Origin of the sequence: Uliginosibacterium flavum (assembly GCF_040566545.1) — a bacterium.
Classification (GTDB): Bacteria; Pseudomonadota; Gammaproteobacteria; order Burkholderiales; family Rhodocyclaceae; genus Uliginosibacterium; species Uliginosibacterium flavum.
Window position 1 is genome coordinate 38,556 of sequence record NZ_JBEWZI010000013.1, and the last position, 19,940, is coordinate 58,495.

A 19,940-nucleotide genomic window follows, 5' to 3' on the forward strand; every position below is an offset into this window, starting at 1 on the left:
CCATCAAGGCGTGTTATTGATCTGGATCGCATGGGTCAAGGTCACACTTTCGCCGCTCTGGGCGATTTGCAAGGTGAGATAGAGCAGACCGTACTGGTCGATGGCGCTCTGCACGTAATCGATGCTGCAGGCCGCCACGTTGCTAGCGAGGATGGGACTGCCAACCGACGCGGGGCTTGGTTGGCTGGCCTGCTTGGCATAGCCGGAAATCCGGGTCAGGTTGCCACCCGTCGTGCAGGCGTAGCTGACCGGACTGCCGATGATGAAGAAACGCTTGCCCGGCGAGGACTGAGGAAACAGCTTGGCGCCGCCCAATGTGATCGTGCTGGCACCAATCGCCGAGAGCGTAGCGGTATTGTCGCCCGTGTATGCATCCGACTGCTTGAAGCTTGGGTCGATAACACCCAAGTCGATGAAGCCCAAGTTGTTGATCGCCACTTCGCTGCCAGCCGGAATCGGGCTGAGTACGGGCGCAGGGCCCGCAAAACTGAAACTGGCGGTGGTGCTGGAGAAATCCAGCGGCGCAGCGCCGCAATCTACCGACTCGCAATAACGACCGGCCGCCAGCACCGGCAGAAATTCGATATACCAGGTGGCGCCAGACTGCAGAACCCGCACGCTGTTGGGCAAGGCGCGCTGGATGTCACGACGCATGCGACGGGCGGCCGTATCAGCCGTATCGGCCAGAGCGGCGCGGCGCGTGGCGTCGACCAGACCTTCCATCGGCCGACGAATGAAAAGCGCAACCACCGAAACAAGGATGCCGGTAACGGTCATCACCACAATCATCTCGATCAGGGTAAAGCCTGAAGAACCGCACCGGACGGACTTCTTCAGGATAGTGCCTGTAGCCCCCCACCCAGCGGACGTCTTCAGCCTGCATGCTGTAGACGCCCGCGCAGCGCGGCTCTTCAGGCAGAGATTCAGAAATGGATCAAGGCACATTGGGCGCATAGCGGTACCTGTAACCCGTCAGCGTGAGATCGGCCTGCCCAGTCATGCTGACTTTCACGTCGATTTTCAAGACCGCATCTGCCGCCCCCACATTGGTCGGGGCAATGTCGCCAACCGGCGTCAGCGTTACCGTTGCCGTATAGCTGCCCAAGCCACTGATCACCGCACCGCTCGACGGATTCAGGATGCCGGCATTCATGTTGAGCCCGCCGAAATCGGCCACGTTATCGAAAGGAACGGTCTGGCTATCGCGGCTCTCGCCGGCCGTAGGCGACAGCGACAGCAGCTGTGTAGTCGCGGCACAACCTCCAGCGCCAACAAACGCGCCACTCGCCATAGTGACATTGGCATCATCCGGATCGCACCAAGTGAAAGGTTTGCTCTCGATTTCCTCCAGCAGGGATTCAGCAATCGCCAGTTGCTGCTTGAGCAACATGGGGTTAGCGCTATTTCGCGTGGTGAGATTAAGCGCCCCCAGAATGCCGGCCAGCCCGATGGAGATAACGACCATGAACACAACCAGCTCGATGAGAGTCAGACCGTGCTGACGGCTTGTTTTTTGCAGGAGCGGCCTCTGGCCGCTCCTGCAAAAACCGGCGACGTCTTGCGGCAGATATCGCGGCTCAGTGCACATAGCCGGTCTCCGCCTCGACCGTAATGGTCTGCGCGTTAGTTCCGCCGCTGACACTCAGGGTTTGCTCACCGCCGGGCTTGCCCAGTGCATCGAAACTGAAATTGGCTGAGGTAAGACTAATGCCTGCTGTCGCGGGCAAAACGTAAGGTTGACCGGAACCAGGATTTTTCAGGCAGTTGTCCGGATTGGCCGTGCACGTCAGGCCGATGCAACTAGCGTCAAAGCTGCTGCCAAACGTCAGGGCCAAACTGTTGCCATCAATCGTCACGCAAACATTACGACGTTTGGCGACCGCAGACTTCTGCGCAAAACGCAAGGCTGAACGAGTTTGCTCGGTGACGCCGAAGACATCGAATTCGGATTGACTGACAAAGCGCGGCACCACCACTGCCGCCATGATCCCGATGACGACGAGGGTGATCACGAGTTCAGGAAGGGTGAATCCGGAACTACTGCGCACAATGTCTCCCGGTTTGCAATTCGGTATTTCGGCCAGCGGCACAGGCATTCGCATTGAGCCGGCACACTATAAGCACTGACGCGGGCGCAGCTCAGGCTATCAGGCTGGCCCGGCGAGTCATATAAAGTTGGCAGCCTGGATCAGCAAAGTGGCCCCCGGAACGATGCCCTTGCGCCGAAAAAGCGCCGGTCTTCGCTGCGCTGCCTTCCGGGCTACGGGCGAGGGCCTGCGCGCCAAAGCTCAACCGCATCAGACCGGCATCCGTCAAAAAAAGGGCGCTGGCGCGCCCTGCGGATCAACAACCCGTGGTAACCGCCGTCGCCGTCGCAGCGACCGTTGCACTGGTTGCTTCGGTATAAGTAATACGGCAGTTGGCCGGAGTAGGCGCCCCGATCACGTCAACCGTGATCGAGCCAGTACCCGGGGTCACCGTGTAGTCATTAGTGCTGATGCCCGCTGCGACCTGAATCCCGGTAGCCGTGGCGGCCGGATAGCCGTAAACCATGTCGATATTTGTGCCTTCAGCTGACACAGTGGCAGTAGCACCCGTAGCACCCTTGACCAGCGCTGCTCCGTGGGTAATCGCCATGGCGGAATTAACCGCTCCCAAAGCGCCTTTCAACGAGGCTTCACGTGCATCGCCCGACAGGTCGACAAATTTGGGCAAAGCCACGGCGGCCAGAATGCCGAGGATGACCATCACGACCACCAATTCAATCAAGGTAAAACCGCTTTGCTTTTTCATGACTCACTCCTAGGGAAAACAACGTTCAAATTAAAACCACTGGTAAGGCTTGATCGACAGCAACTCAACATCCTTGCCCGCCACCGGGTTGGCCACCAACTGCCACCCGAGCAACACTACGTGCGGACCGGCCTCCACTTGAAGGTGGGCGTGCCGCTGCGGCGCGTAGTACAAGACATGCTCCTCGTCCATGTAAAACCACGGACATTCGGGTGGTTTTCTTGAGCCCTCTGAAGAAATATTTTCGCAATAGCCGACCGGCGGGCTCTGCAGCAAAGCGACGGGATTGGTATTGGCCAAGCTCGACAAGCTTTCGCCAGCAATGATGCGGCGGGCTTTTTCGAGCCGCAGCATGCTACGCAGGTTGGTAATCACAGTATTGACGGCGGTGCGCTCGGCCTGTTCCAGCAGGTAAACCGTGCGCCAGCCGAGCATCCCCAGAATGCAGCCGGCCAGCACGATCAGCAGCGCGACTTCGTACAGAGGAAGCCCCGAAATGCCTTTGCGCATGTCACCGCCTGCCACTCATAGCGGAGCTCAGATCCCAGATCGGCATGAAAATCCCCAGGGCGAGCACCAACACCATCGCCCCCAGACACACCACCAGAATCGGTTCGATGCGCGCGGACAGGTTGTCAATTTCGTACTCCACCTCGCGCTCGTACATTTCTGCAATTTCCATCAGCAGATCATCAATGGAGCCGGACTCCTCGCCCACGGCGATCATCTGCAAGACCACCGGCGTGAAGATGCGTGCCGATGCCGCCGTGCGCAAAATGCTTTCGCCACGCTCCACACCGATGCGCATCTGTACCAGCTTGGCGGCGATGTAGGCGTTGTCGATGACGTCGGCGACCACGCCGAAGGTGGGAATCACCGGCAGCCCACTTTTGAAGGACAGCGCAAAACTGCGTGCAAAGCGCGCCAAGGTGGCCTTACGCACGGTATCGCCAACAATCGGCAGGCTCAGCTTCCAGCGGTCCCACAGCAAGCGCCCGCCGGGGCTGGCGACAAAAGCACGCACCCCGAAAATAACGCCCAGCACTACCGCGATCAAGACGTACCAGTAATTAACGAAAAAATCGGAAACGCCCAACAAAATGCGGGTCATCAACGGTAGCTGGGCGTTGAAGGATTTGAACACCTTGGCAAAGGACGGGATCACCAGCCAGTTGATCACCAGCAGCGCGCCCGACAAGGCGATCACCACGAACATCGGATACCGCAGCGCGGCCTTGATCTTGGCGCGCATCTCCTTCTCGAAATTCAGGTGATCAAACAAGGTCAGGAAGATCACATCGAGCCGGCCGGTCATCTCGCCGACCCGCACCATGCTCAGATAGAAGGGGCTGAAAGCACCGGTATCCTTCATGGCAATCGAAAGCTCGCGGCCGCTGTCGAGACTTTCGCGCAACTGCCCGAGCATCTCGCCAAACGCTAGGTGCGTAGCCGAATCGCGCAGACCGCCCAATGCCTGCAGCATCGGAACGCCAGCCTTGATCAGGGTGTGCATCTGGCGGCTGAAAAACATGATGTCTTCGGTCGTGATGGGTTTCCTGCGCACCCCGAAACCTGCGAAGAGCGGCGCTGCGGGCGCGTCTTCAGCGATATCTACCGGTGTAATCCCCCGGCTGATCAGCAGATCAGCCGCGGCAGGACTGTCGGGCGCATCGATCACGCCCTGCACCAGCAGAGCCTGTGCGTCGCGTCCTTTATAAGCGTAGCTGGGCATCTGCGCGGCCTCTATTCGTCAATCTGCGCGGAGACACGCATGGCTTCGGCCACCGTCGTATCTCCTGCCAGGACACGTGCTACGGCATGCGAGCGCATGGTCTTGCCGGCCAGCTGCAGACGTGCCGCGCGCGAAAATTCGGCATTCCCCTTGTTCAGCGCATCCGCCAGCACGGGTGTCATTTCGAGCAGCTCATACACCGCCTCGCGCCCCGCATAACCGGACATATTGCATTGCGAACAGCCGCGCCCATGCGACAACGCAGCAGTGCCCGCCGCCTCGCCCAGCTCCTGGCGCAGCCACACGGTTTCAATCGGCTCTGGCGTATAGGCGCACTTGCAGGCCGGGCAAATGACCCGCACCAGCCGCTGCGCCACGATACCCAGCAAAGTCGTCGACAACAGGTATTGCGGCACGCCCATATCCAGCAAGCGCGCCGGGGTGCTGGCGGCATCGTTGGTGTGCAGCGTAGAGAGCAGCAAGTGGCCGGTCATGGCCGCGCGCACGCCGATCTGGGCGGTGTCCTGATCAATCATTTCACCGACCAGTACGATGTCCGGATCGTGCCGCAAGGTGGAGCGCAGCACCCGCGAAAACGTCAAATCAATCTTGTCATTGACCTGCACCTGACTGATCCCGGGCAGGCGGTACTCGACCGGATCTTCGATGGTGATGATCTTGGTGTTCGGCGCGTTCAGCGCGGCCAGCGAGGCATACAGGGTCGTGGTCTTGCCGCTGCCGGTAGGGCCGGTCACCAGAATCATGCCGAAAGAGTGGCGGATCATGCGCCGGTATTGCTCCAGCATGGGAGCAGGCATACCGATGCGATTCAGATCGAGCAAACCACTGTTCTGCGCCAACAAGCGCATCACCACTGATTCGCCGTACTGCGTGGGCATGGTCGACAGACGGATGTCGACGCTCTGCAACTTGATCTTGACGTTGAAACGCCCATCCTGCGGCAGACGTTTCTCGGAAATATCCAACCCACTCATCAGCTTGAGACGCAACACCAACGCGGGGCTGATGCGGCTATCCACCTCGGTCTGCAAGTGCATCTCGCCATCAATGCGAAAGCGGATCTGCAGTCGTAACTCCTGCGGCTCGATGTGAATATCCGAAGCCTTGACCTGATAGGCATCCTCGAAAATGGATTGCAGCAGTTTGACTACAGGGGAATCTTCACCTCCGGTATCCAGCCCCTGCCCGCCAAAATCGACATAGGCGTTGCCCAGATCCTGCTGCAACTCATGGGCCAGGCCGCTGATTTCCTGGGTACGGCGATACAGACGGTCTATGGCAGAGAGCAACTGCCCCTCGGTAACCACTGCCAGCGCAATATCTTTCTTAAGGGTACGAGCAATTTCGTCGTACCCGAAAATATCCGAGGGATCTGCCATCCCAAGCAGATAGCTCTTGCCCTGATCGGCCAGCACAATAGCGCGAAAGCGCCGCGCCATGGTCTCAGGCAAGAGATTGACGATGGCTGGATCAACATCCTTCTCAAGCAAGTCATAGAAGGGAATGCCAAGCTGCTTGGCAATCGCGTTGGAGATACCTTCCTCCGTCACGATTCCGCTGTCGGCGAGCACGCGGCCCAGCTTGCGCCCACTCTCCTTCTGCTGCGCAAGCGCGGAATCCAGCTGCACGGGAGTAATCAACCCCTGCTGCACCAGCAATTCGCCCAGACGATATTTTTGCGGTTTTCCCATGCTTCGCCCCGAATCAACTCATGCTCAACCACCAATACGTGGCTGTACCCGAGAGCTTTAACGGCGCGGAATGCGCCTGACTGGAGACTACGCGCGCAGTAAAGGCATCAATTCATGGAAAAGACACCCTTTCAGGCGGGACTTACAGGTTTCCGGCGAGCAGAAAAGACAAAAGCCGCCCGAAGGCGGCTTTTGAATTTGACGGAGTGGACGGGCTTGTATCGTATCGCTTGTGGCGATCCGCCATCCTTCATGTCGCTCAGAACCGCCGCAAGCGGCGTCCGTCGGGCAATGCCCGCCGAGCAAACCCTTAGGGTTCTTCGTCCCGTTCCGTCGCTTCGCGACAATCAGAAACGACAAAGCCCTCGAAACGGAGGGCTTTGTATTTATTGGCGGAGTGGACGGGACTCGAACCCGCGACCCCCGGCGTGACAGGCCGGTATTCTAACCAACTGAACTACCACTCCATGATCCGAGCCAAAGGCTTGGATCTTTGCACAGCCACTTTGTGAAGTCACTCACAAAGCATCGAACCTGGCGTCCCCACGGGGATTCGAACCCCGGTACTTACCGTGAAAGGGTAATGTCCTAGGCCTCTAGACGATGGGGACCTGACCGGTATTTCACCCGGAAACAAAAGCCGCCCGAAGGCGGCTTTTGCGTTTTTTGGCGGAGTGGACGGGACTCGAACCCGCGACCCCCGGCGTGACAGGCCGGTATTCTAACCAACTGAACTACCACTCCATGATCCAAGCCAAAGGCTCAAATCTTTGCACTGCCACTTTGTGAAGTCACTCACAAAGCATCGAATCTGGCGTCCCCACGGGGATTCGAACCCCGGTACTTACCGTGAAAGGGTAATGTCCTAGGCCTCTAGACGATGGGGACCTGATGAAACATTTACTGCACTCTTCGCCTTGAATGGTGGAGGTAAACGGGATCGAACCGATGACCTCTTGCATGCCATGCAAGCGCTCTCCCAGCTGAGCTATACCCCCGTCCGGCGAAGAAACCGAACTATAGACGTCGACCTTCGATTCGTCAAGCCAGAAAACACATTTTTTTGATGCTGGGCGGCACTTTCAGCCAATCAGCTTACCGGGATTCATCAAGCCCGCAGGATCAAAAGCATGCTTGATGCGGCTCATCATTGCGATCTCGAGAGCTGATTTGTAACGTTTGATCTCTTCGCGCTTAAGCTGCCCCAGTCCATGCTCTGCCGAAATGGAACCGTCCAACGCGGCAACGATGTCGTGCACCAGCCGATTGACCTCCGGCGTGCGTGCAATAAAGTCTGAATTGGCTTCGACATCAGGCATTGACGGGTTGTAATGCAGATTGCCGTCACCCGCATGACCAAAAGCGACGATCCGCACTCCCGGAAACTGCACGCTCAAGGCAGCGCCCGCACGCTGCAGAAATTCGGGAATCCGGCTCACAGGCACGGAGACGTCGTGCTTGATACTGAGGCCCTCTTTTTTTTGCGCCTCGGAGATGTTTTCCCGCAGCATCCACAAAGCCTGAGCCTGAGCCTCACTACTGGCTAATGTAGCGTCCGTCACCCAACCCTGCGCAAAGGCATCGCCCAACACAAGCTCCATTGGCACATTCAACTCAGCACTGGCGTCGCTGTCACTCAACTCGATCAAGGCGTACCAAGGGGAGATCTCTGCCAAAGGCCGCTTCGCATCAGGAAAGTGCTGCAACACCAACTCATGCGCCACCGAACACACGATTTCAAACGCTGAAATCCGCTCACCCAAGCGCTGACGCAAAGAGTCCAGCAGGGCAATTGCGGACTGTGCATCCGGCAACGCCACCCACGCGAGGGCACGCGATGCCTGCGGAGAATGAAGCTTGAGCACCGCAGCGGTAATGATTCCGAGCGTGCCCTCGGAACCGATAAACAGCTGCTTTAGATCGTAGCCGGTGTTGTCTTTGCGCAAGCCTCGCAAGCCATTCCAGATTTCACCGTCGGGCAAAACCACTTCCAGCCCCAGAGTCAGCTCACGGGCATTACCGTAACGCAGCACCTGCACCCCGCCCGCATTACTGGCGAGGTTGCCGCCGATCTGGCAGGTTCCCTCAGAGGCCAACGAAAGCGGGAACAAGCGCCCCTGCTCCGCCGCAGCCATTTGCACAGCCGCTAGCGTACAACCTGCCTCAACCGTGACAGTGTTGTTCACTGGATCAATGGCTCGCACACGATTGAGGCGCGCCAAAGATATGACAACTTCACCACCACCCTCACGCGGCACTCCACCGCCGACCAAACCGGTATTCCCGCCCTGCGGCACCATCGCCACGCCTGCTGCGACACACGCCTTGACCACTGCGGCGACTTCAGCCGTATTTGCCGGGCGCACCACGCACAAGGCGCGCCCCTTGTAACGCCCGCGCCAATCCTCTTCATACGCAGCGCAATCAGCCGCCTCCGAAAGAACATTGGCAGAGCCGACAATATCGCTCAGCGCCACCATCAGAGCTTGTGACATTCGCTTACTCTTCGGCAGCCCAGATCGGTTCGGCATACAGATCATGCACATCGCAATCGGTCACGCGAACCTGATAGAACTTGCCGATTTCCATGTCGCGTCCTTCCGGCACAATCACCAGTCCGTCAATCTCCGGCGCATCGCCTTCCGAACGGCAGATCGCTCCTTCGTCCTCATCGATATCGTCCACCAGCACGACGATTTCGCGACCGATTTTGGCCTCCAGACGCTGGGTGGAGATATCTTCCTGAAACTCCATCAGACGGCGCTTGCGCTCTTCACGCACCTCATCCGGCAAGGCGCCCGGCAAGGCATTGGCGGTCGCCCCCTCAACCGGCGAATAGGCAAAGCAGCCCACGCGATCCAGCTGGGCCTCGCCCAGAAACTCCAGCAACTCTTCAAATTCCTGCTCGGTCTCACCGGGAAAGCCGGCAATGAAGGTACTGCGGATGGTGATGTCCGGGCAGATCTCACGCCAGCGACGAATTCGCTCAAGGTTGTTTTCGGCACTCGCAGGACGCTTCATGGCCTTGAGGATGCGCGGATTGGCGTGCTGAAACGGCACATCCAGATACGGCAGGATCTTGCCCTCGGCCATCAGCGGGATGATGTCATCGACACTCGGATAGGGATACACGTAATGCAGGCGCACCCACACATCCAGCTCGCCCAACTCCTTGCACAGGTCATAAAGCTTGGTCTTGACCGGACGGCCGTTAGAGAAACCCGTGCGATATTTCACATCCACACCATAAGCACTGGTGTCCTGCGAAATTACCAGCAACTCGTTCACGCCAGACTTCACCAGCGTTTCCGCTTCGCGCAGCACCTCGTGAATCGGCCGTGACAGCAGATCTCCGCGCAAGGACGGAATGATGCAAAAGCTGCAGCGATGGTTACAACCCTCTGAAATTTTCAGGTACGCATAGTGATCCGGCGTCAGGCGCACACCCTGCGGTGGTACCAGATCCGCAAACGGGTCGTGCAGCTTCGGCAAGTACTGATGCACCGCAGCCATCACCTCTTCGGTCGCATGCGGGCCGGTCACGGCAAGCACCTTGGGATGAACCTGCTCGACGATACCGCGGCCGGCACTGTCTTTCTTTGCGCCCAGACAGCCTGTCACGATGACCTTGCCGTTCTCGGCAAGTGCTTCGCCAATTGCGTCGAGCGACTCTTCAACCGCCGCATCAATGAAGCCACAGGTATTCACGACCACCAGATCGGCGCCTTCGTAGTTCGGGGCCACTTCGTAGCCCTCTGCGCGCAGGCGGGTCAGGATGCTTTCGGCGTCGGATGCGGCCTTGGGACAGCCAAGACTGACGAAGCCCACGCGGGGTGCTTGTTTTTTAGTGCTCAAAACGAACCTCTTGTAAACGTCACGAGCCCACGGCTAAAACCGCAGGCTCAGGGATAAAACCTTATAAGCAGGGTGTTTATTTTTTTTCCGGATCAGTGCCCGGGAACGGGAAAGTCGTGAACAGGCCGCGAGTCTGGCTGTTGATCTGTTCCTGCATCTGGGCAAACATGGTTTTGCTCTGCTCCATGTAGGTGCCCATCATGCCTTGCATTGCCGGCCCCTGGAAATTCAGGAACTGGGTCCACATATCTTTGCTCATCGGGCTGTTTTCGCCGTAGAGGGTTTTGGTTTGATCCTGCAGTTTGGTCTGCATTTCACTGAAAGACTTGATGTTGTTTTCCAGATAACGGCCCATGAAACCTTGCATGGCATTGCCATAGAAACGAATCATCTGAGCCAGCAAATCACTGCTGAACATCGGGGCGCCACCACTCTCCTCTTCAAGAATGATCTGCAGCAAAATATTGCGGCTGATGTCTTCACCAGACTTGGCATCCACCACCTGAAAGACTTCCTGTCCGAGAACCAGGTCGCGTACGTCGGCCAGCGTGATGTAACAGCTTGATGCCGTGTCGTACAAACGACGGTTCGGATACTTTTTGATCAGTCGGGTCTTTTCAGCCATGTTGGATGTCCCTGATAGTTATGGTTTGGGCTGTTGCTACTTTATTTAGTTAGGCAGATTATAGCAGTGCGCAAAAAGACAGCCCTACATTAACCCGGATGTTTCATGAGTTAGCAGGGCTGCTTCTGGCTCACGTGGGCAGCTTAGCCCATGTGTAGACCACCATTGATATTGATTGTTGCGCCGGTGATATAGCCGGCCTTGTCTGAAGCCAGATACGCACACAGATCGCCGATTTCTTCGGGCTTACCGAAGCGCCCGACTGGCACTGTTGCCACAATGGCATCGCGAACTTCTTCCTTGATGGCCATGACCATCTCGGTGCCCACGTAGCCCGGAGCGATGGCATTCACAGTGACGCCTTTTTTGGCAACTTCCTGCGCCAGCGCCTTGGTAATGCCCAAGATGCCGGCCTTGGCAGCCGAATAGTTGGCTTGGCCAAACTGGCCCTTCACGCCATTCACCGAAGAGATGTTGATCACACGGCCAAAGCCACGCTCGGCCATCAAAGGCAGGATCGGGTGAGTCACGTTGAACACGGAATCGAGGTTGGTCGACATCACCGCATCCCACTGATCCTTGCCCATCTTGCGGAACATGGCGTCACGGGTAATCCCGGCGTTGTTGATCAACACATCAATCTGGCCGATTTCAGCTTCGATTTTCTTGACCATCGCAGCACACTGATCAAAATCAGTGACGTCCGCTTCAGCCATGAAAAAATCGTATCCATCTGCCTTGGTCTTGGCCAGCCACTCTGCAGCCGGAGGAAAATCCGGCAAACAATTAGCGACAACCTTCCAGCCGTCTGCCGCCAGGGATTTGCAGATTGCAGTACCCAGACCACCCATGCCACCCGTTACCAGAGCCACGTTCTTAGCCATTTTCAGCACCTCTTTTTGAGCAACTTTATCTGCCGGCCTCACGGGGGAGGCAAGGCCGGCGCTTTGTGCCACATGTCCCTACGAGGGCATGCAGGCACACCATCAGTACATGTGTTGCCCCCCGTTAATCGAGATATTCGCGCCGGTCAGGAATGCAGCCTCGTCCGACGCGAGATACGCCACCAAGCCGGCGATTTCTTCCGGCTTGCCCAAGCGAGCCACCGGAATCTGCGGCAGGATCTTTGATTCAAGAATTTCGTTGGGGATGGCGGTCACCATCTTGGTGCCGATGTAACCCGGAGAAATGGTATTCACCGTCACACCATGCTTGGCCACTTCCAGAGCCAAGGCCTTGGTAAAACCATGCATACCGGCCTTGGCCGCCGAGTAGTTGGTCTGACCAAACGCACCCTTCTGACCATTCACCGACGACACATTGATCACGCGCCCCCACTTACGGGCCGTCATCCCGTCCATAACCTGTTTGGTCATGTTGAACACGGAATCCAGATTGGTATGCAGTACAGAATCCCAATCTGACTTTGTCATTTTTTTGAAGGTAATGTCGCGCGTGATGCCCGCGTTATTCACCAGCACATCAACCGGGCCAACATCCTTTTCAACCTGTGCCACACAGGCTTTACAGGCGTCGTAATCCGTCACATCACAGGGAACGCCGATAAAGCCATAACCCAGATGATGCATCTTGGTCAGCCACTCCTGCGCAGACGTATTCGACGGCGAATACGTCGTTACAACCTTGTAGCCCAGTGCTGCCATCTTGATACAGATTGCTTCGCCCAGCCCGCCCATACCACCGGTAATCAGTGCCACATGACTCATTAAGTCCTCCTTTATCGGGAAACTCCCGGATTATGAAAAACAAGCGGCGCCTCCGGGAATCGGCGCCACCTTTTTAAAAAGCTCAAACCCGTTCTTTTACATAGCGACCCGGTGCGGGTTCGCTCACCTTGTAATCGCGCGAACCCAACTTGCTGCGCGCGGCGATGGCGTCGCCACTGCGCGCCTTGAGCCAGTCGATCCAGTTCGGCCACCAGCTGCCCTTGTGCTCGACCGCGCTTTCCAACCATTCATCCGACGTGGTGCTGGGTGAGGCGTTGGTCCAGTAACTGCGCTTGTTCTTCGATGCGGGATTCACGACGCCGGCAATGTGACCACTGGCACCCAGCACAAAGGTCGATTCGCCATTGATCAAGCGACGGCCCAGAAAAGAGGTACGCCAAGGCACGATATGGTCTTCACGCGCAGCCACGAAGTATGTCGGGCAACTCACCTTGCCCAGATCAACCGACTCACCGAGCATGTTGAGCTTGCCCGGCACGCGCAGATTGTTTTCCAGATACATGTTGCGCAGGTAATAACCAGCGAACGGGCCCGGCATGTTGGTGCTGTCCGAGTTCCAGTAGAGCAGATCAAACACCGGCGGCTTGTTGCCCTTCAGGTAATTATCAACAACATAATTCCAGATCAGGTCATTCGGGCGCAGGCTTGAGAACATCTGCGACAACTCGCGTCCGGGCATCAATCCGCCCTTGCCGATCGAAGCCTCTTTCGACGCCACCGCCGCTTCATCAACGAAACAGGAAATATCGCCGGTCTCGGAGAAGTCCAGCAGCGCCGTCAGGAAGGTGGCGCTCTCCACAGGATCTTCACCACGCGCGTAAGCCACGGCCAGCGCCGATGCGAGCAAAGTTCCGCCAATACAGAAGCCCAGCACATTCGGCTTGTCCTGCTTGGTGATGCTGCGCACGACGTCCAGCGCCTGCAGCACGCCGTCACCCAGATAATCATCCCAGGTCAGATCGCCGTGTTCGGCCTTCGGGTTGCACCAGGACACCAGGAAAACCGTCAGACCCTGCTCGACGGCATAACGCACAAAGGAGTTCTCCGGCTGCAGATCAAGGATGTAGAACTTGTTGATGCAAGGGGGCACGATCAACAAGGGACGTTTGCACACCTTCTCGGTCAGCGGCGAATACTGGATCAGCTGCATGACCCGGTTCTCGAAAACCACACTGCCTTGCGTTGTCGCAAGATTACCGCCCACTTCGAATGCGGAGTCATCCGTCATCGAAATACGGCCTTTTTCCACATCACCGATCAGATTCATCAAGCCCTGAGTCAGGCTTTCGCCCTTGGTGGCCAAGGCTTTCTGTACAACCTCAGGATTGGTCGCGGCAAAGTTAGACGGAGCCAGCGCGTCAATACACTGACGCATCATGAACTGAGCGCGACTCTTGGCGGCGCGATCAGAGATTGGCAGCTCTTCGGCAACAGCACTAAGGAAACGGGCGTTGATCAGATAAGCCTGACGCATGTAATCGTGCACCGGGCTCGCCTCCCACTCAGGTGCCGTAAAGCGGCGATCCCCTGCGGGCGGAGCAATGATCGGCTCGGCCTCATCACCCGGTTTGCGCTGAGTCAGCGCACTCCACAGTTTCGCGTGCGACTCCGCGTGTTCCCGGTGCAGCTGCGCCATTTTTTCGTTATCCAACCCCGGCATCGGCGGCATGCTGACCATCGGCGCAAAACCTTGGGGAGCCTTAGCCTGCGCTTGCGAAATATGCCCCAAAAAGCCTTGCATGAAATTCTGGCTGGCACGCATCAAACTCTCTACTGCTGCCTGCGATTGTTCAGGTGTTAACATTCAACAGATCTCCCGGGAGGTTAGTGATGCCGGCACGCCCCACTCAGGTGGTGGGGTCCGCCGGACTGGCGGCCAAGCAAGGACTGACCACACAATTCAGACTCGGCGTCATTGTTGCCCCGCACAAAAATACAGTCAAGCCGCTACCCCTATGGACATAGAGGCAAGATCCCGGAAGCTGTCGACCAGCCGGATTGCATTGATTTTACCCCGTCCAGACACCTACCTGAAGAGCCGCCTCCGCCGGGCATCTCCAGCATGCAGTGCTGTAGAGCAAGGCCTGTAGCGGCTGTACAGACAGACGCCCTGAAGCACCCTTCTGCTCAACGCAAATCGATAATGAGCTGCTCGAGATCTTCTGCCAGCGGAATCTTCCAGAGCAGTTCTTTGCGCGAATCCGGATGCCTCAAGCCAAGCTGGAAAGCATGCAGCGCCTGGCGCGCAAACAGGCCTGCTGGCGGCGGCAGGGTTTTGCGCCCGCCATACACCGGATCGCCCACCAATGGGTAACCGGCATGCGCCATATGCACACGGATCTGGTGGGTGCGGCCGGTGTCAAGCACGCACTCGACCCAGCTCGCGCCCTGCAAACGCTCGATCAAACTGAAGTGCGTCCGCGCCTCGCGTCCATTACTCATCACCGTCATTTTGGTGCGCTGGGTCGGATGCCGATCAATCGACTGATCCAGAACGCCCGACGCCGGCGGAAACCCCATCACCACCGCGGCGTAATGGCGTTTGACCGTACGCGCCTGCAACTGGCGCACCAGATCGGTCTGCGCCTGCAGCGTCTTGGCCACCACCATCAGACCCGAAGTATCCTTGTCTAGACGATGCACGATCCCGGCGCGCGGCAACTCCGCCAGATGCGGCGCATGCGCCAGTAAACCATTCAGCAGCGTGCCCGACCAGTTGCCACTGCCCGGATGCACCACCAGCCCGGCTTGCTTGTTCAGCACCAGAATATGCTCATCCTCAAAGATCACCTCCAATGGAATGTCCTCGGGCGCATCCTCAAGCCGGGCCGGATCAGGCTCAACATCGACCTGCAGACGTTCACCACCATGCACCCGGCTTTTCGGATCATTGCGGATGCGGCCATCCAGCTGCACCAGTTCCGCCCGCACCCAGGCTTGCAGGCGGCTGCGCGAGTACTCAGGAATCAGGGCAGCGAGCGCCAAATCCAGGCGCTGACCAGCCATTTCGCCGGGGATGGTGAGAATGCGGCGGTCAGCAGCAGGGCTTCCGCTATAATCGTCGTCATTGTTTTCGGATGGTGCTGGAATGTTCATGTTCACCTTGCGTAGTGTCCCGGTTATTTTCGCTCTGTGCTTTCTCGCGGCCTGCGGTTATACACCGCCCAAGCCCGGATCCACAGCCAAAGATCCACAAAGTGCCTATGCCGAAGCCAAGGAACTGCTTGATGCAGGTTCCTATGAATCCGCGATTGCCACTTACGAACAGCTTGAAGCCCGCTTCCCGTATGGCAAGCATGCCCAACAGGCGCAACTCGACACGGCCTATGCGCATTATCGCCTGCATGAGACCGAAGCTACGATTGCCGACTGTGATCGCTTCATCCGCCTGTACCCGAGTCATCCTAATGTTGACTACGCCTACTACCTGAAAGGGCTGGCCTACGAAAACACCAAAGTTGATGAATGGTTCAACTTCCTGCCGCAACAGCCGCTATCTGATCGCGACGCCACGGCCATGAGCAGGGCCTTCGAAACCTTCAAGCAGGTCGTGACGCGCTTCCCGGACAGTCGCTATCAGGAAGACGCCCGCGCCCACATGCAAACCCTGCTTGAGGCGCTGGCCACCCACGAGCTGAACGCCGCCCGCTACTATCTGAAGCGCCGCGCCCCTCTCGCTGCAGCCAACCGCGCTCAGGTGGTGATCGTCAAATACAGCAACTCCAGCGCCACCGAGGAAGCCTTGGCGTTACTGCTGCAGAGCTATCAGGCGCTCAAGCTTGAAACCCTGAGCAAGGACACCGAGCGCGTGCTGCGCCAGAACTATCCGCAGAGTCGCTTCCTCGCTCAAAAATAGACAAGCCCGACAGTACGCAAAAGGGGCTGGCTTTGGCTGGCCCCTTTTTTTGCCTTGCCGCAAGGCATGGCGTAACTGCTAAACGGGCGCGACGCTTGGCACCACCGGCTGGCGCAATACTCCCGACGCACTCGCCTTGAAGTAACGATAAAACTCCTCCGGCGGCAGCGGGCGGCTGAACAGATAACCCTGCGCCTCGCGACAGCCTTCGACACGCAGGAACGCCAGTTGCGCTTCCGTCTCGACCCCCTCCGCCACCGTCGTCATTTTCAGGTTCTTGCCCAGCTGGATGATGGTATGCACGATGGCAGCCTCATCCGCATCCTCAACCACATCGCGCACGAAGGACTGATCGATCTTGAGCTTGTCGATCGGAAATCGCTTCAGATAGGCCAGGCTGGAGTAGCCGGTACCGAAATCATCAATGGCCAGTTGCACACCGAGTGATTTGAGGCGGCGCAGCGTCTCGAGCATGGCATTTGCATCGCCAACCAGAATCGACTCCGTCAATTCCAGCTCCAGGCAGTAGGCCGGCAAACTCGTATCCTGCAAGGCTTGACGAACGGTATCAACAATATCGCCACGCCGGAACTGCAGGGCCGACATATTTACCGCGATCAACATGTCCGGCAATCCGGCCAGACGCCAGGCCTGAACCTGCCGGCAAGCTTCGCGCAGCACCCATTCACCGATCGGGATGATCAAGCCACTCTCTTCCGCAATCGGGATGAAACGTGCCGGCGAAATCAGCCCCAACTCCTTATCCTGCCACCGCACCAAGGCCTCCGCCCCGGTAATCCGGCGCGTACGCAAATCCACCTGCGGCTGGAAATGCAGCAACAACTCATTGCGCTCAAGTGCACCGCTCAGCCGCGTCTGCAAGGCAAAACGTTCATGCGTATCCGCGTTCATCTGCTCGGCGAAGAAACGGAAAGCATTCCGTCCTGCATCCTTGGCGTGATACATCGCAGTTTCCGCCTTGAGCAGCAGATCATCCACATTGCCCGCATCGTCGGGGCACAGCGCCACGCCCATCGAAGCCGTCACCATCAAGGGGCGCCCATCCAGATCGAAAGGCCGGGCCAGTTCGGTCAGCAGGTGCTGAAGCTTGCCGGCGAGTTGATCCGTCGCCACATCCTCGGGAATCAGCAGGATGAACTCGTCCCCGCCCTGACGGAAAAACGTATCGGTTTCAGCCAGGCACGCCTGAAGACGCTCCACCACCGCCAGCAACAGCCGATCGCCGTTGGCATGCCCCAGCGAATCATTGACGAGCTTGAAATGATCCAGATCCACCAGCACCAGGGCCACCCGGCAAGCATCGCGCGCGGCCCGTGCAATCGCCCGCTCGGCACGATCATGCAGCAGTACCCGATTGGGCAAACTGGTCAGCGCATCGTGGTTGGCCACATATTCCAGTTGCTCTTCGAAGGCGCGTTTTTCCGAGTAATCAGACATGATCGCGACGAAGTGGGAAATATCGCCTACCTCATCCTCCACTGCACTGATCGCCAGCCAGGCCGGAAAAACATCCCCGTTTTTCTTGCGGTTCAGGATGTCGCCATGCCAGCGCCCGTCCTCCAGCAGGTTGCGCCACATGCTGGCGTAGAAAGCGTAGTTGTGACGGCCCGAACTGAGCACGCTCGGCGTCTTGCCAATCAACTCCTCCGCCCTGTAACCAGTAATCGCGCAGAAAGCCTCATTGACCGAGACAATCAGGTTGTCGGCATCCGTCACCATGATGCCTTCGGCCGAATCATTGAAGACGGCTTCTGACAGCCGCACTTTGGTTTCCGCCTGTTTGAGCGCAGACAGGTCCACGTCAACGCAGTACATCTCCTTTTCGCCCAGGGCGTTTTCCAGCATTACATGACTGGAATACACCGGCACGCGCGAACCATCCCGGCGCATCAGACTCAACTCCCCGGGTGGTATCTCCTCCCCACCGGCAACCCAGCCCGAAACCGCCGCCTTCACACCTTCACGCATTTCCTGCGGGATGATCAGATCTTCCAGCAAAGCCCCTTGCGCCTTGGCCGCCGGAAAACCATACAATTGCTCGCTGGCCGGATTCCAGAAAATCACCCGGCGTTCGGTGGAATAACCCTGCACCGCAATTGCCGGCATGCGTTCAAACAAGGACCGGAAGCGCAGCTCACTGATGCGCAAACCATCCAGCACCCGCTCCACACGCAGGCGGCTGCGCCACAAAACCCAGAACAACCCGACTGCGGTGGCCAGCACAAAGACCCAGCTCTTCCAGATCTGCGCACGCGCCAGCACGCCAGCATCGCTCACCAGCCACACCAGCACACGATCCGACAAGGCAATCCACAGAATCGAGATCACGACATACGCGGCCATCACCTGCAGCGCATGACGTACGGAACTGGATTCCAGAAATCGGCGGATTCGGACCATGCAAAACTCCATCAGACCTGCCACTGCCGGCGACCACAGTATCCGGCGCATGACGCCAGACAGCATGCTTCTTCCTGCGTTTTAGCCGATAAGCCACGTTCATGAGCCCGCCTTGTGCCCGACAGGCCCGGAATTTCGCACGTTTTGCCCATCGGGGCAGCACCCAGCAGAGCATGGCTGGAGAGCCGCTCCGGGCGGGCCTTTCCAACCATACCATCTGTACAACGCCGCCCGGCGCGGTTCTTCAGCCTATCCAAAAATCGCGCCTGAACTGCCGCAATTGCCTGAATGCAAGGCTTCGGGCATGCTCGTGCCCTCCTTCCGCCTTCAGCGAACCGCTCATGCAGATCCATACCACCATCGCCAGCCTGCGCGCCGCCCTTGCCAGCGCTGGTCGCGTCGCCTTCGCCCCGACCATGGGCAATCTGCACGCCGGCCACGTCAGCCTGATGCAGGCCGCACGCATCCACGGCGATGCCGTCGTCAGCAGCATTTTCGTGAATCGCATCCAGTTCGGGCCGAACGAAGACTTCGACCGCTACCCGCGCACCTTCCAGACCGACTGTGCCCAACTCGAAGCTGCCGGCGTCGATCATCTCTTCGCGCCGGACGAAGCCGAGCTCTACCCGCAACCGCAAAGCTATTTCGTGCAACCCGCCCCCGCCCACGACTGCATCCTCGAAGGCGCCACGCGCCCCGGTCACCTTGTCGGTGTCGCCACCGTCGTCACCAAGCTGTTCAACATCGTCCAGCCACAAGTCGCCCTCTTCGGCAAGAAGGATTACCAGCAGCTGATGGTGATCCGCAACATGGTGCGCGAACTGAATATGCCCATCGAGATCATCGGCTGCGAGACCGTGCGTGCCACCGACGGCCTCGCCTTGTCTTCACGCAACGGCTACCTCAGCGCGGAGCAACGTGCTGCCGCGCCGCGCCTGTACGCCACGCTGCAAGGCGTCGCCGAACAAATCAGCACCGGCCAACGCGATTACCCGAGCATCGAACAGGCTGCCATGCAGCAGCTGCAAACCCACGGCTGGCAGCCCGATTACATTGCCATCCGCCGCCGTGAGGATCTGCAAACCCCTGCAGGACAAGAGCCCCTGGTGATCCTCGCCGCTGCCCGTCTGGGCAATACCCGGCTGATAGACAACCTGGAAGCGTTGTAGCCGCGCAACGCCCGCCGCAAGGCGGGCAA

17 protein-coding genes and 5 tRNA genes are annotated in these 19,940 nt (G+C 58.3%); 2 read left to right on the plus strand and 20 right to left on the minus strand.

The genetic code is table 11. The features are described 5' to 3' along the window. Window positions 1–3: 3 nt before the first annotated feature. The 19 genes from ABXR19_RS12930 to ABXR19_RS13020 form a co-directional block, all read right to left on the minus strand. Complete coding sequence (locus tag ABXR19_RS12930) at window positions 4–954, minus strand: type II secretion system protein (protein WP_354601561.1); 951 nt, start codon at window positions 952–954, stop codon at window positions 4–6. After that, window positions 935–1,567, minus strand: a complete 633-nt coding sequence (locus ABXR19_RS12935; protein WP_435594325.1) for a type IV pilus modification PilV family protein — start codon at window positions 1,565–1,567, stop codon at window positions 935–937. The genes ABXR19_RS12930 and ABXR19_RS12935 overlap by 20 nt, the downstream gene beginning before the upstream one ends. A 10-nt stretch (window positions 1,568–1,577) precedes the next feature. Beyond that, on the minus strand, window positions 1,578–2,048 hold the full coding sequence (locus ABXR19_RS12940) for a pilus assembly FimT family protein (protein ID WP_354601562.1): 471 nt from the start codon (window positions 2,046–2,048) through the stop codon (window positions 1,578–1,580). A 295-nt stretch (window positions 2,049–2,343) separates the two neighbouring features. After that, entirely contained in the window at window positions 2,344–2,793 is a 450-nt protein-coding gene (locus ABXR19_RS12945) for a prepilin-type N-terminal cleavage/methylation domain-containing protein (RefSeq protein WP_354601563.1), read from the minus strand. A gap of 30 nt (window positions 2,794–2,823) precedes the next feature. Beyond that, the gene (locus ABXR19_RS12950) at window positions 2,824–3,303 is read right to left on the minus strand and encodes a hypothetical protein (protein WP_354601564.1); all 480 of its coding nucleotides are present in this window, start codon (window positions 3,301–3,303) and stop codon (window positions 2,824–2,826) included. A 1-nt stretch (window position 3,304) separates the two neighbouring features. Further along, window positions 3,305–4,525, minus strand: coding sequence for a type II secretion system F family protein (locus ABXR19_RS12955; protein ID WP_354601565.1), 1,221 nt, complete (start codon window positions 4,523–4,525; stop codon window positions 3,305–3,307). An 11-nt stretch (window positions 4,526–4,536) separates the two neighbouring features. After that, window positions 4,537–6,237 (minus strand): GspE/PulE family protein, encoded by a 1,701-nt coding sequence (locus ABXR19_RS12960; RefSeq protein WP_354601566.1) that lies wholly within the window; start codon window positions 6,235–6,237, stop codon window positions 4,537–4,539. A gap of 390 nt (window positions 6,238–6,627) precedes the next feature. Then, window positions 6,628–6,704, minus strand: a tRNA-Asp gene (locus ABXR19_RS12965). A gap of 68 nt (window positions 6,705–6,772) precedes the next feature. Then, window positions 6,773–6,848, minus strand: a tRNA-Glu gene (locus ABXR19_RS12970). Between the two features lie 56 nt (window positions 6,849–6,904). Next, a tRNA-Asp gene (locus ABXR19_RS12975) sits at window positions 6,905–6,981 on the minus strand. A gap of 68 nt (window positions 6,982–7,049) precedes the next feature. Then, window positions 7,050–7,125 (minus strand) — tRNA-Glu (locus ABXR19_RS12980). A 34-nt stretch (window positions 7,126–7,159) separates the two neighbouring features. Continuing rightward, a tRNA-Ala gene (locus ABXR19_RS12985) sits at window positions 7,160–7,235 on the minus strand. A gap of 84 nt (window positions 7,236–7,319) precedes the next feature. Continuing rightward, a complete protein-coding gene (locus ABXR19_RS12990) occupies window positions 7,320–8,732 on the minus strand; it encodes an FAD-binding oxidoreductase (RefSeq protein WP_354601567.1) in 1,413 nt (470 codons plus the stop codon). A gap of 4 nt (window positions 8,733–8,736) precedes the next feature. Next, window positions 8,737–10,092: a 30S ribosomal protein S12 methylthiotransferase RimO gene (gene rimO, locus ABXR19_RS12995; RefSeq protein WP_354601568.1), complete on the minus strand. Its 1,356-nt coding sequence runs from the start codon at window positions 10,090–10,092 to the stop codon at window positions 8,737–8,739. Between the two features lie 76 nt (window positions 10,093–10,168). After that, window positions 10,169–10,717 (minus strand): polyhydroxyalkanoate synthesis repressor PhaR, encoded by a 549-nt coding sequence (phaR, locus tag ABXR19_RS13000; RefSeq protein ID WP_354601569.1) that lies wholly within the window; start codon window positions 10,715–10,717, stop codon window positions 10,169–10,171. Window positions 10,718–10,860: 143 nt separating this feature from the next. After that, complete coding sequence (locus ABXR19_RS13005; protein ID WP_354601570.1) at window positions 10,861–11,601, minus strand: beta-ketoacyl-ACP reductase; 741 nt, start codon at window positions 11,599–11,601, stop codon at window positions 10,861–10,863. Window positions 11,602–11,703: 102 nt separating this feature from the next. Next, window positions 11,704–12,444 carry an acetoacetyl-CoA reductase gene (phbB, locus tag ABXR19_RS13010; protein ID WP_354601571.1) on the minus strand — a complete coding sequence of 247 codons (741 nt, stop codon included), beginning with the start codon at window positions 12,442–12,444 and terminating at the stop codon, window positions 11,704–11,706. 82 nt (window positions 12,445–12,526) lie between these two features. Further along, the gene (locus ABXR19_RS13015) at window positions 12,527–14,269 is read right to left on the minus strand and encodes a PHA/PHB synthase family protein (RefSeq protein WP_354601572.1); all 1,743 of its coding nucleotides are present in this window, start codon (window positions 14,267–14,269) and stop codon (window positions 12,527–12,529) included. Between the two features lie 323 nt (window positions 14,270–14,592). After that, on the minus strand, window positions 14,593–15,561 hold the full coding sequence (locus ABXR19_RS13020) for an RluA family pseudouridine synthase (protein ID WP_354601573.1): 969 nt from the start codon (window positions 15,559–15,561) through the stop codon (window positions 14,593–14,595). On the opposite strand from ABXR19_RS13020, the gene ABXR19_RS13025 reads away from it, so the two are divergent. Beyond that, window positions 15,554–16,321: an outer membrane protein assembly factor BamD gene (locus tag ABXR19_RS13025; protein ID WP_354601574.1), complete on the plus strand. Its 768-nt coding sequence runs from the start codon at window positions 15,554–15,556 to the stop codon at window positions 16,319–16,321. The genes ABXR19_RS13020 and ABXR19_RS13025 overlap by 8 nt on opposite strands. 78 nt (window positions 16,322–16,399) lie before the next feature. Here the strand turns inward: ABXR19_RS13025 and ABXR19_RS13030 are convergent, their stop codons facing one another. Beyond that, on the minus strand, window positions 16,400–18,742 hold the full coding sequence (locus tag ABXR19_RS13030; protein WP_354601575.1) for a putative bifunctional diguanylate cyclase/phosphodiesterase: 2,343 nt from the start codon (window positions 18,740–18,742) through the stop codon (window positions 16,400–16,402). 341 nt (window positions 18,743–19,083) lie between these two features. Between ABXR19_RS13030 and panC the strand changes: the two genes are divergently transcribed. Next, entirely contained in the window at window positions 19,084–19,911 is an 828-nt protein-coding gene (panC, locus tag ABXR19_RS13035; protein ID WP_354601576.1) for a pantoate--beta-alanine ligase, read from the plus strand. The last annotated feature ends 29 nt before the right edge of the window (window positions 19,912–19,940 follow it).

Excerpts from the sequence above, each read along its gene's own strand:
- ABXR19_RS12930 (WP_354601561.1), bottom strand. The coding sequence starts at position 954 with ATGCGCCCAATGTGCCTTGATCCATTTCTGAATCTCTGCCTGAAGAGC.
- ABXR19_RS12945 (WP_354601563.1), bottom strand. The coding sequence starts at position 2,793 with ATGAAAAAGCAAAGCGGTTTTACCTTGATTGAATTGGTGGTCGTGATG.
- ABXR19_RS12950 (WP_354601564.1), bottom strand. The coding sequence starts at position 3,303 with ATGCGCAAAGGCATTTCGGGGCTTCCTCTGTACGAAGTCGCGCTGCTG.
- ABXR19_RS12955 (WP_354601565.1), bottom strand. The coding sequence starts at position 4,525 with ATGCCCAGCTACGCTTATAAAGGACGCGACGCACAGGCTCTGCTGGTG.
- ABXR19_RS12960 (WP_354601566.1), bottom strand. The coding sequence starts at position 6,237 with ATGGGAAAACCGCAAAAATATCGTCTGGGCGAATTGCTGGTGCAGCAG.
- ABXR19_RS12990 (WP_354601567.1), bottom strand. The coding sequence starts at position 8,732 with ATGTCACAAGCTCTGATGGTGGCGCTGAGCGATATTGTCGGCTCTGCC.
- phaR (WP_354601569.1), bottom strand. The coding sequence starts at position 10,717 with ATGGCTGAAAAGACCCGACTGATCAAAAAGTATCCGAACCGTCGTTTG.
- ABXR19_RS13005 (WP_354601570.1), bottom strand. The coding sequence starts at position 11,601 with ATGGCTAAGAACGTGGCTCTGGTAACGGGTGGCATGGGTGGTCTGGGT.
- phbB (WP_354601571.1), bottom strand. The coding sequence starts at position 12,444 with ATGAGTCATGTGGCACTGATTACCGGTGGTATGGGCGGGCTGGGCGAA.
- ABXR19_RS13015 (WP_354601572.1), bottom strand. The coding sequence starts at position 14,269 with ATGTTAACACCTGAACAATCGCAGGCAGCAGTAGAGAGTTTGATGCGT.
- ABXR19_RS13025 (WP_354601574.1), top strand. The coding sequence starts at position 15,554 with ATGTTCATGTTCACCTTGCGTAGTGTCCCGGTTATTTTCGCTCTGTGC.
- ABXR19_RS13020 (WP_354601573.1), bottom strand. The coding sequence starts at position 15,561 with ATGAACATTCCAGCACCATCCGAAAACAATGACGACGATTATAGCGGA.
- ABXR19_RS13030 (WP_354601575.1), bottom strand. The coding sequence starts at position 18,742 with ATGGTCCGAATCCGCCGATTTCTGGAATCCAGTTCCGTACGTCATGCG.
- panC (WP_354601576.1), top strand. The coding sequence starts at position 19,084 with ATGCAGATCCATACCACCATCGCCAGCCTGCGCGCCGCCCTTGCCAGC.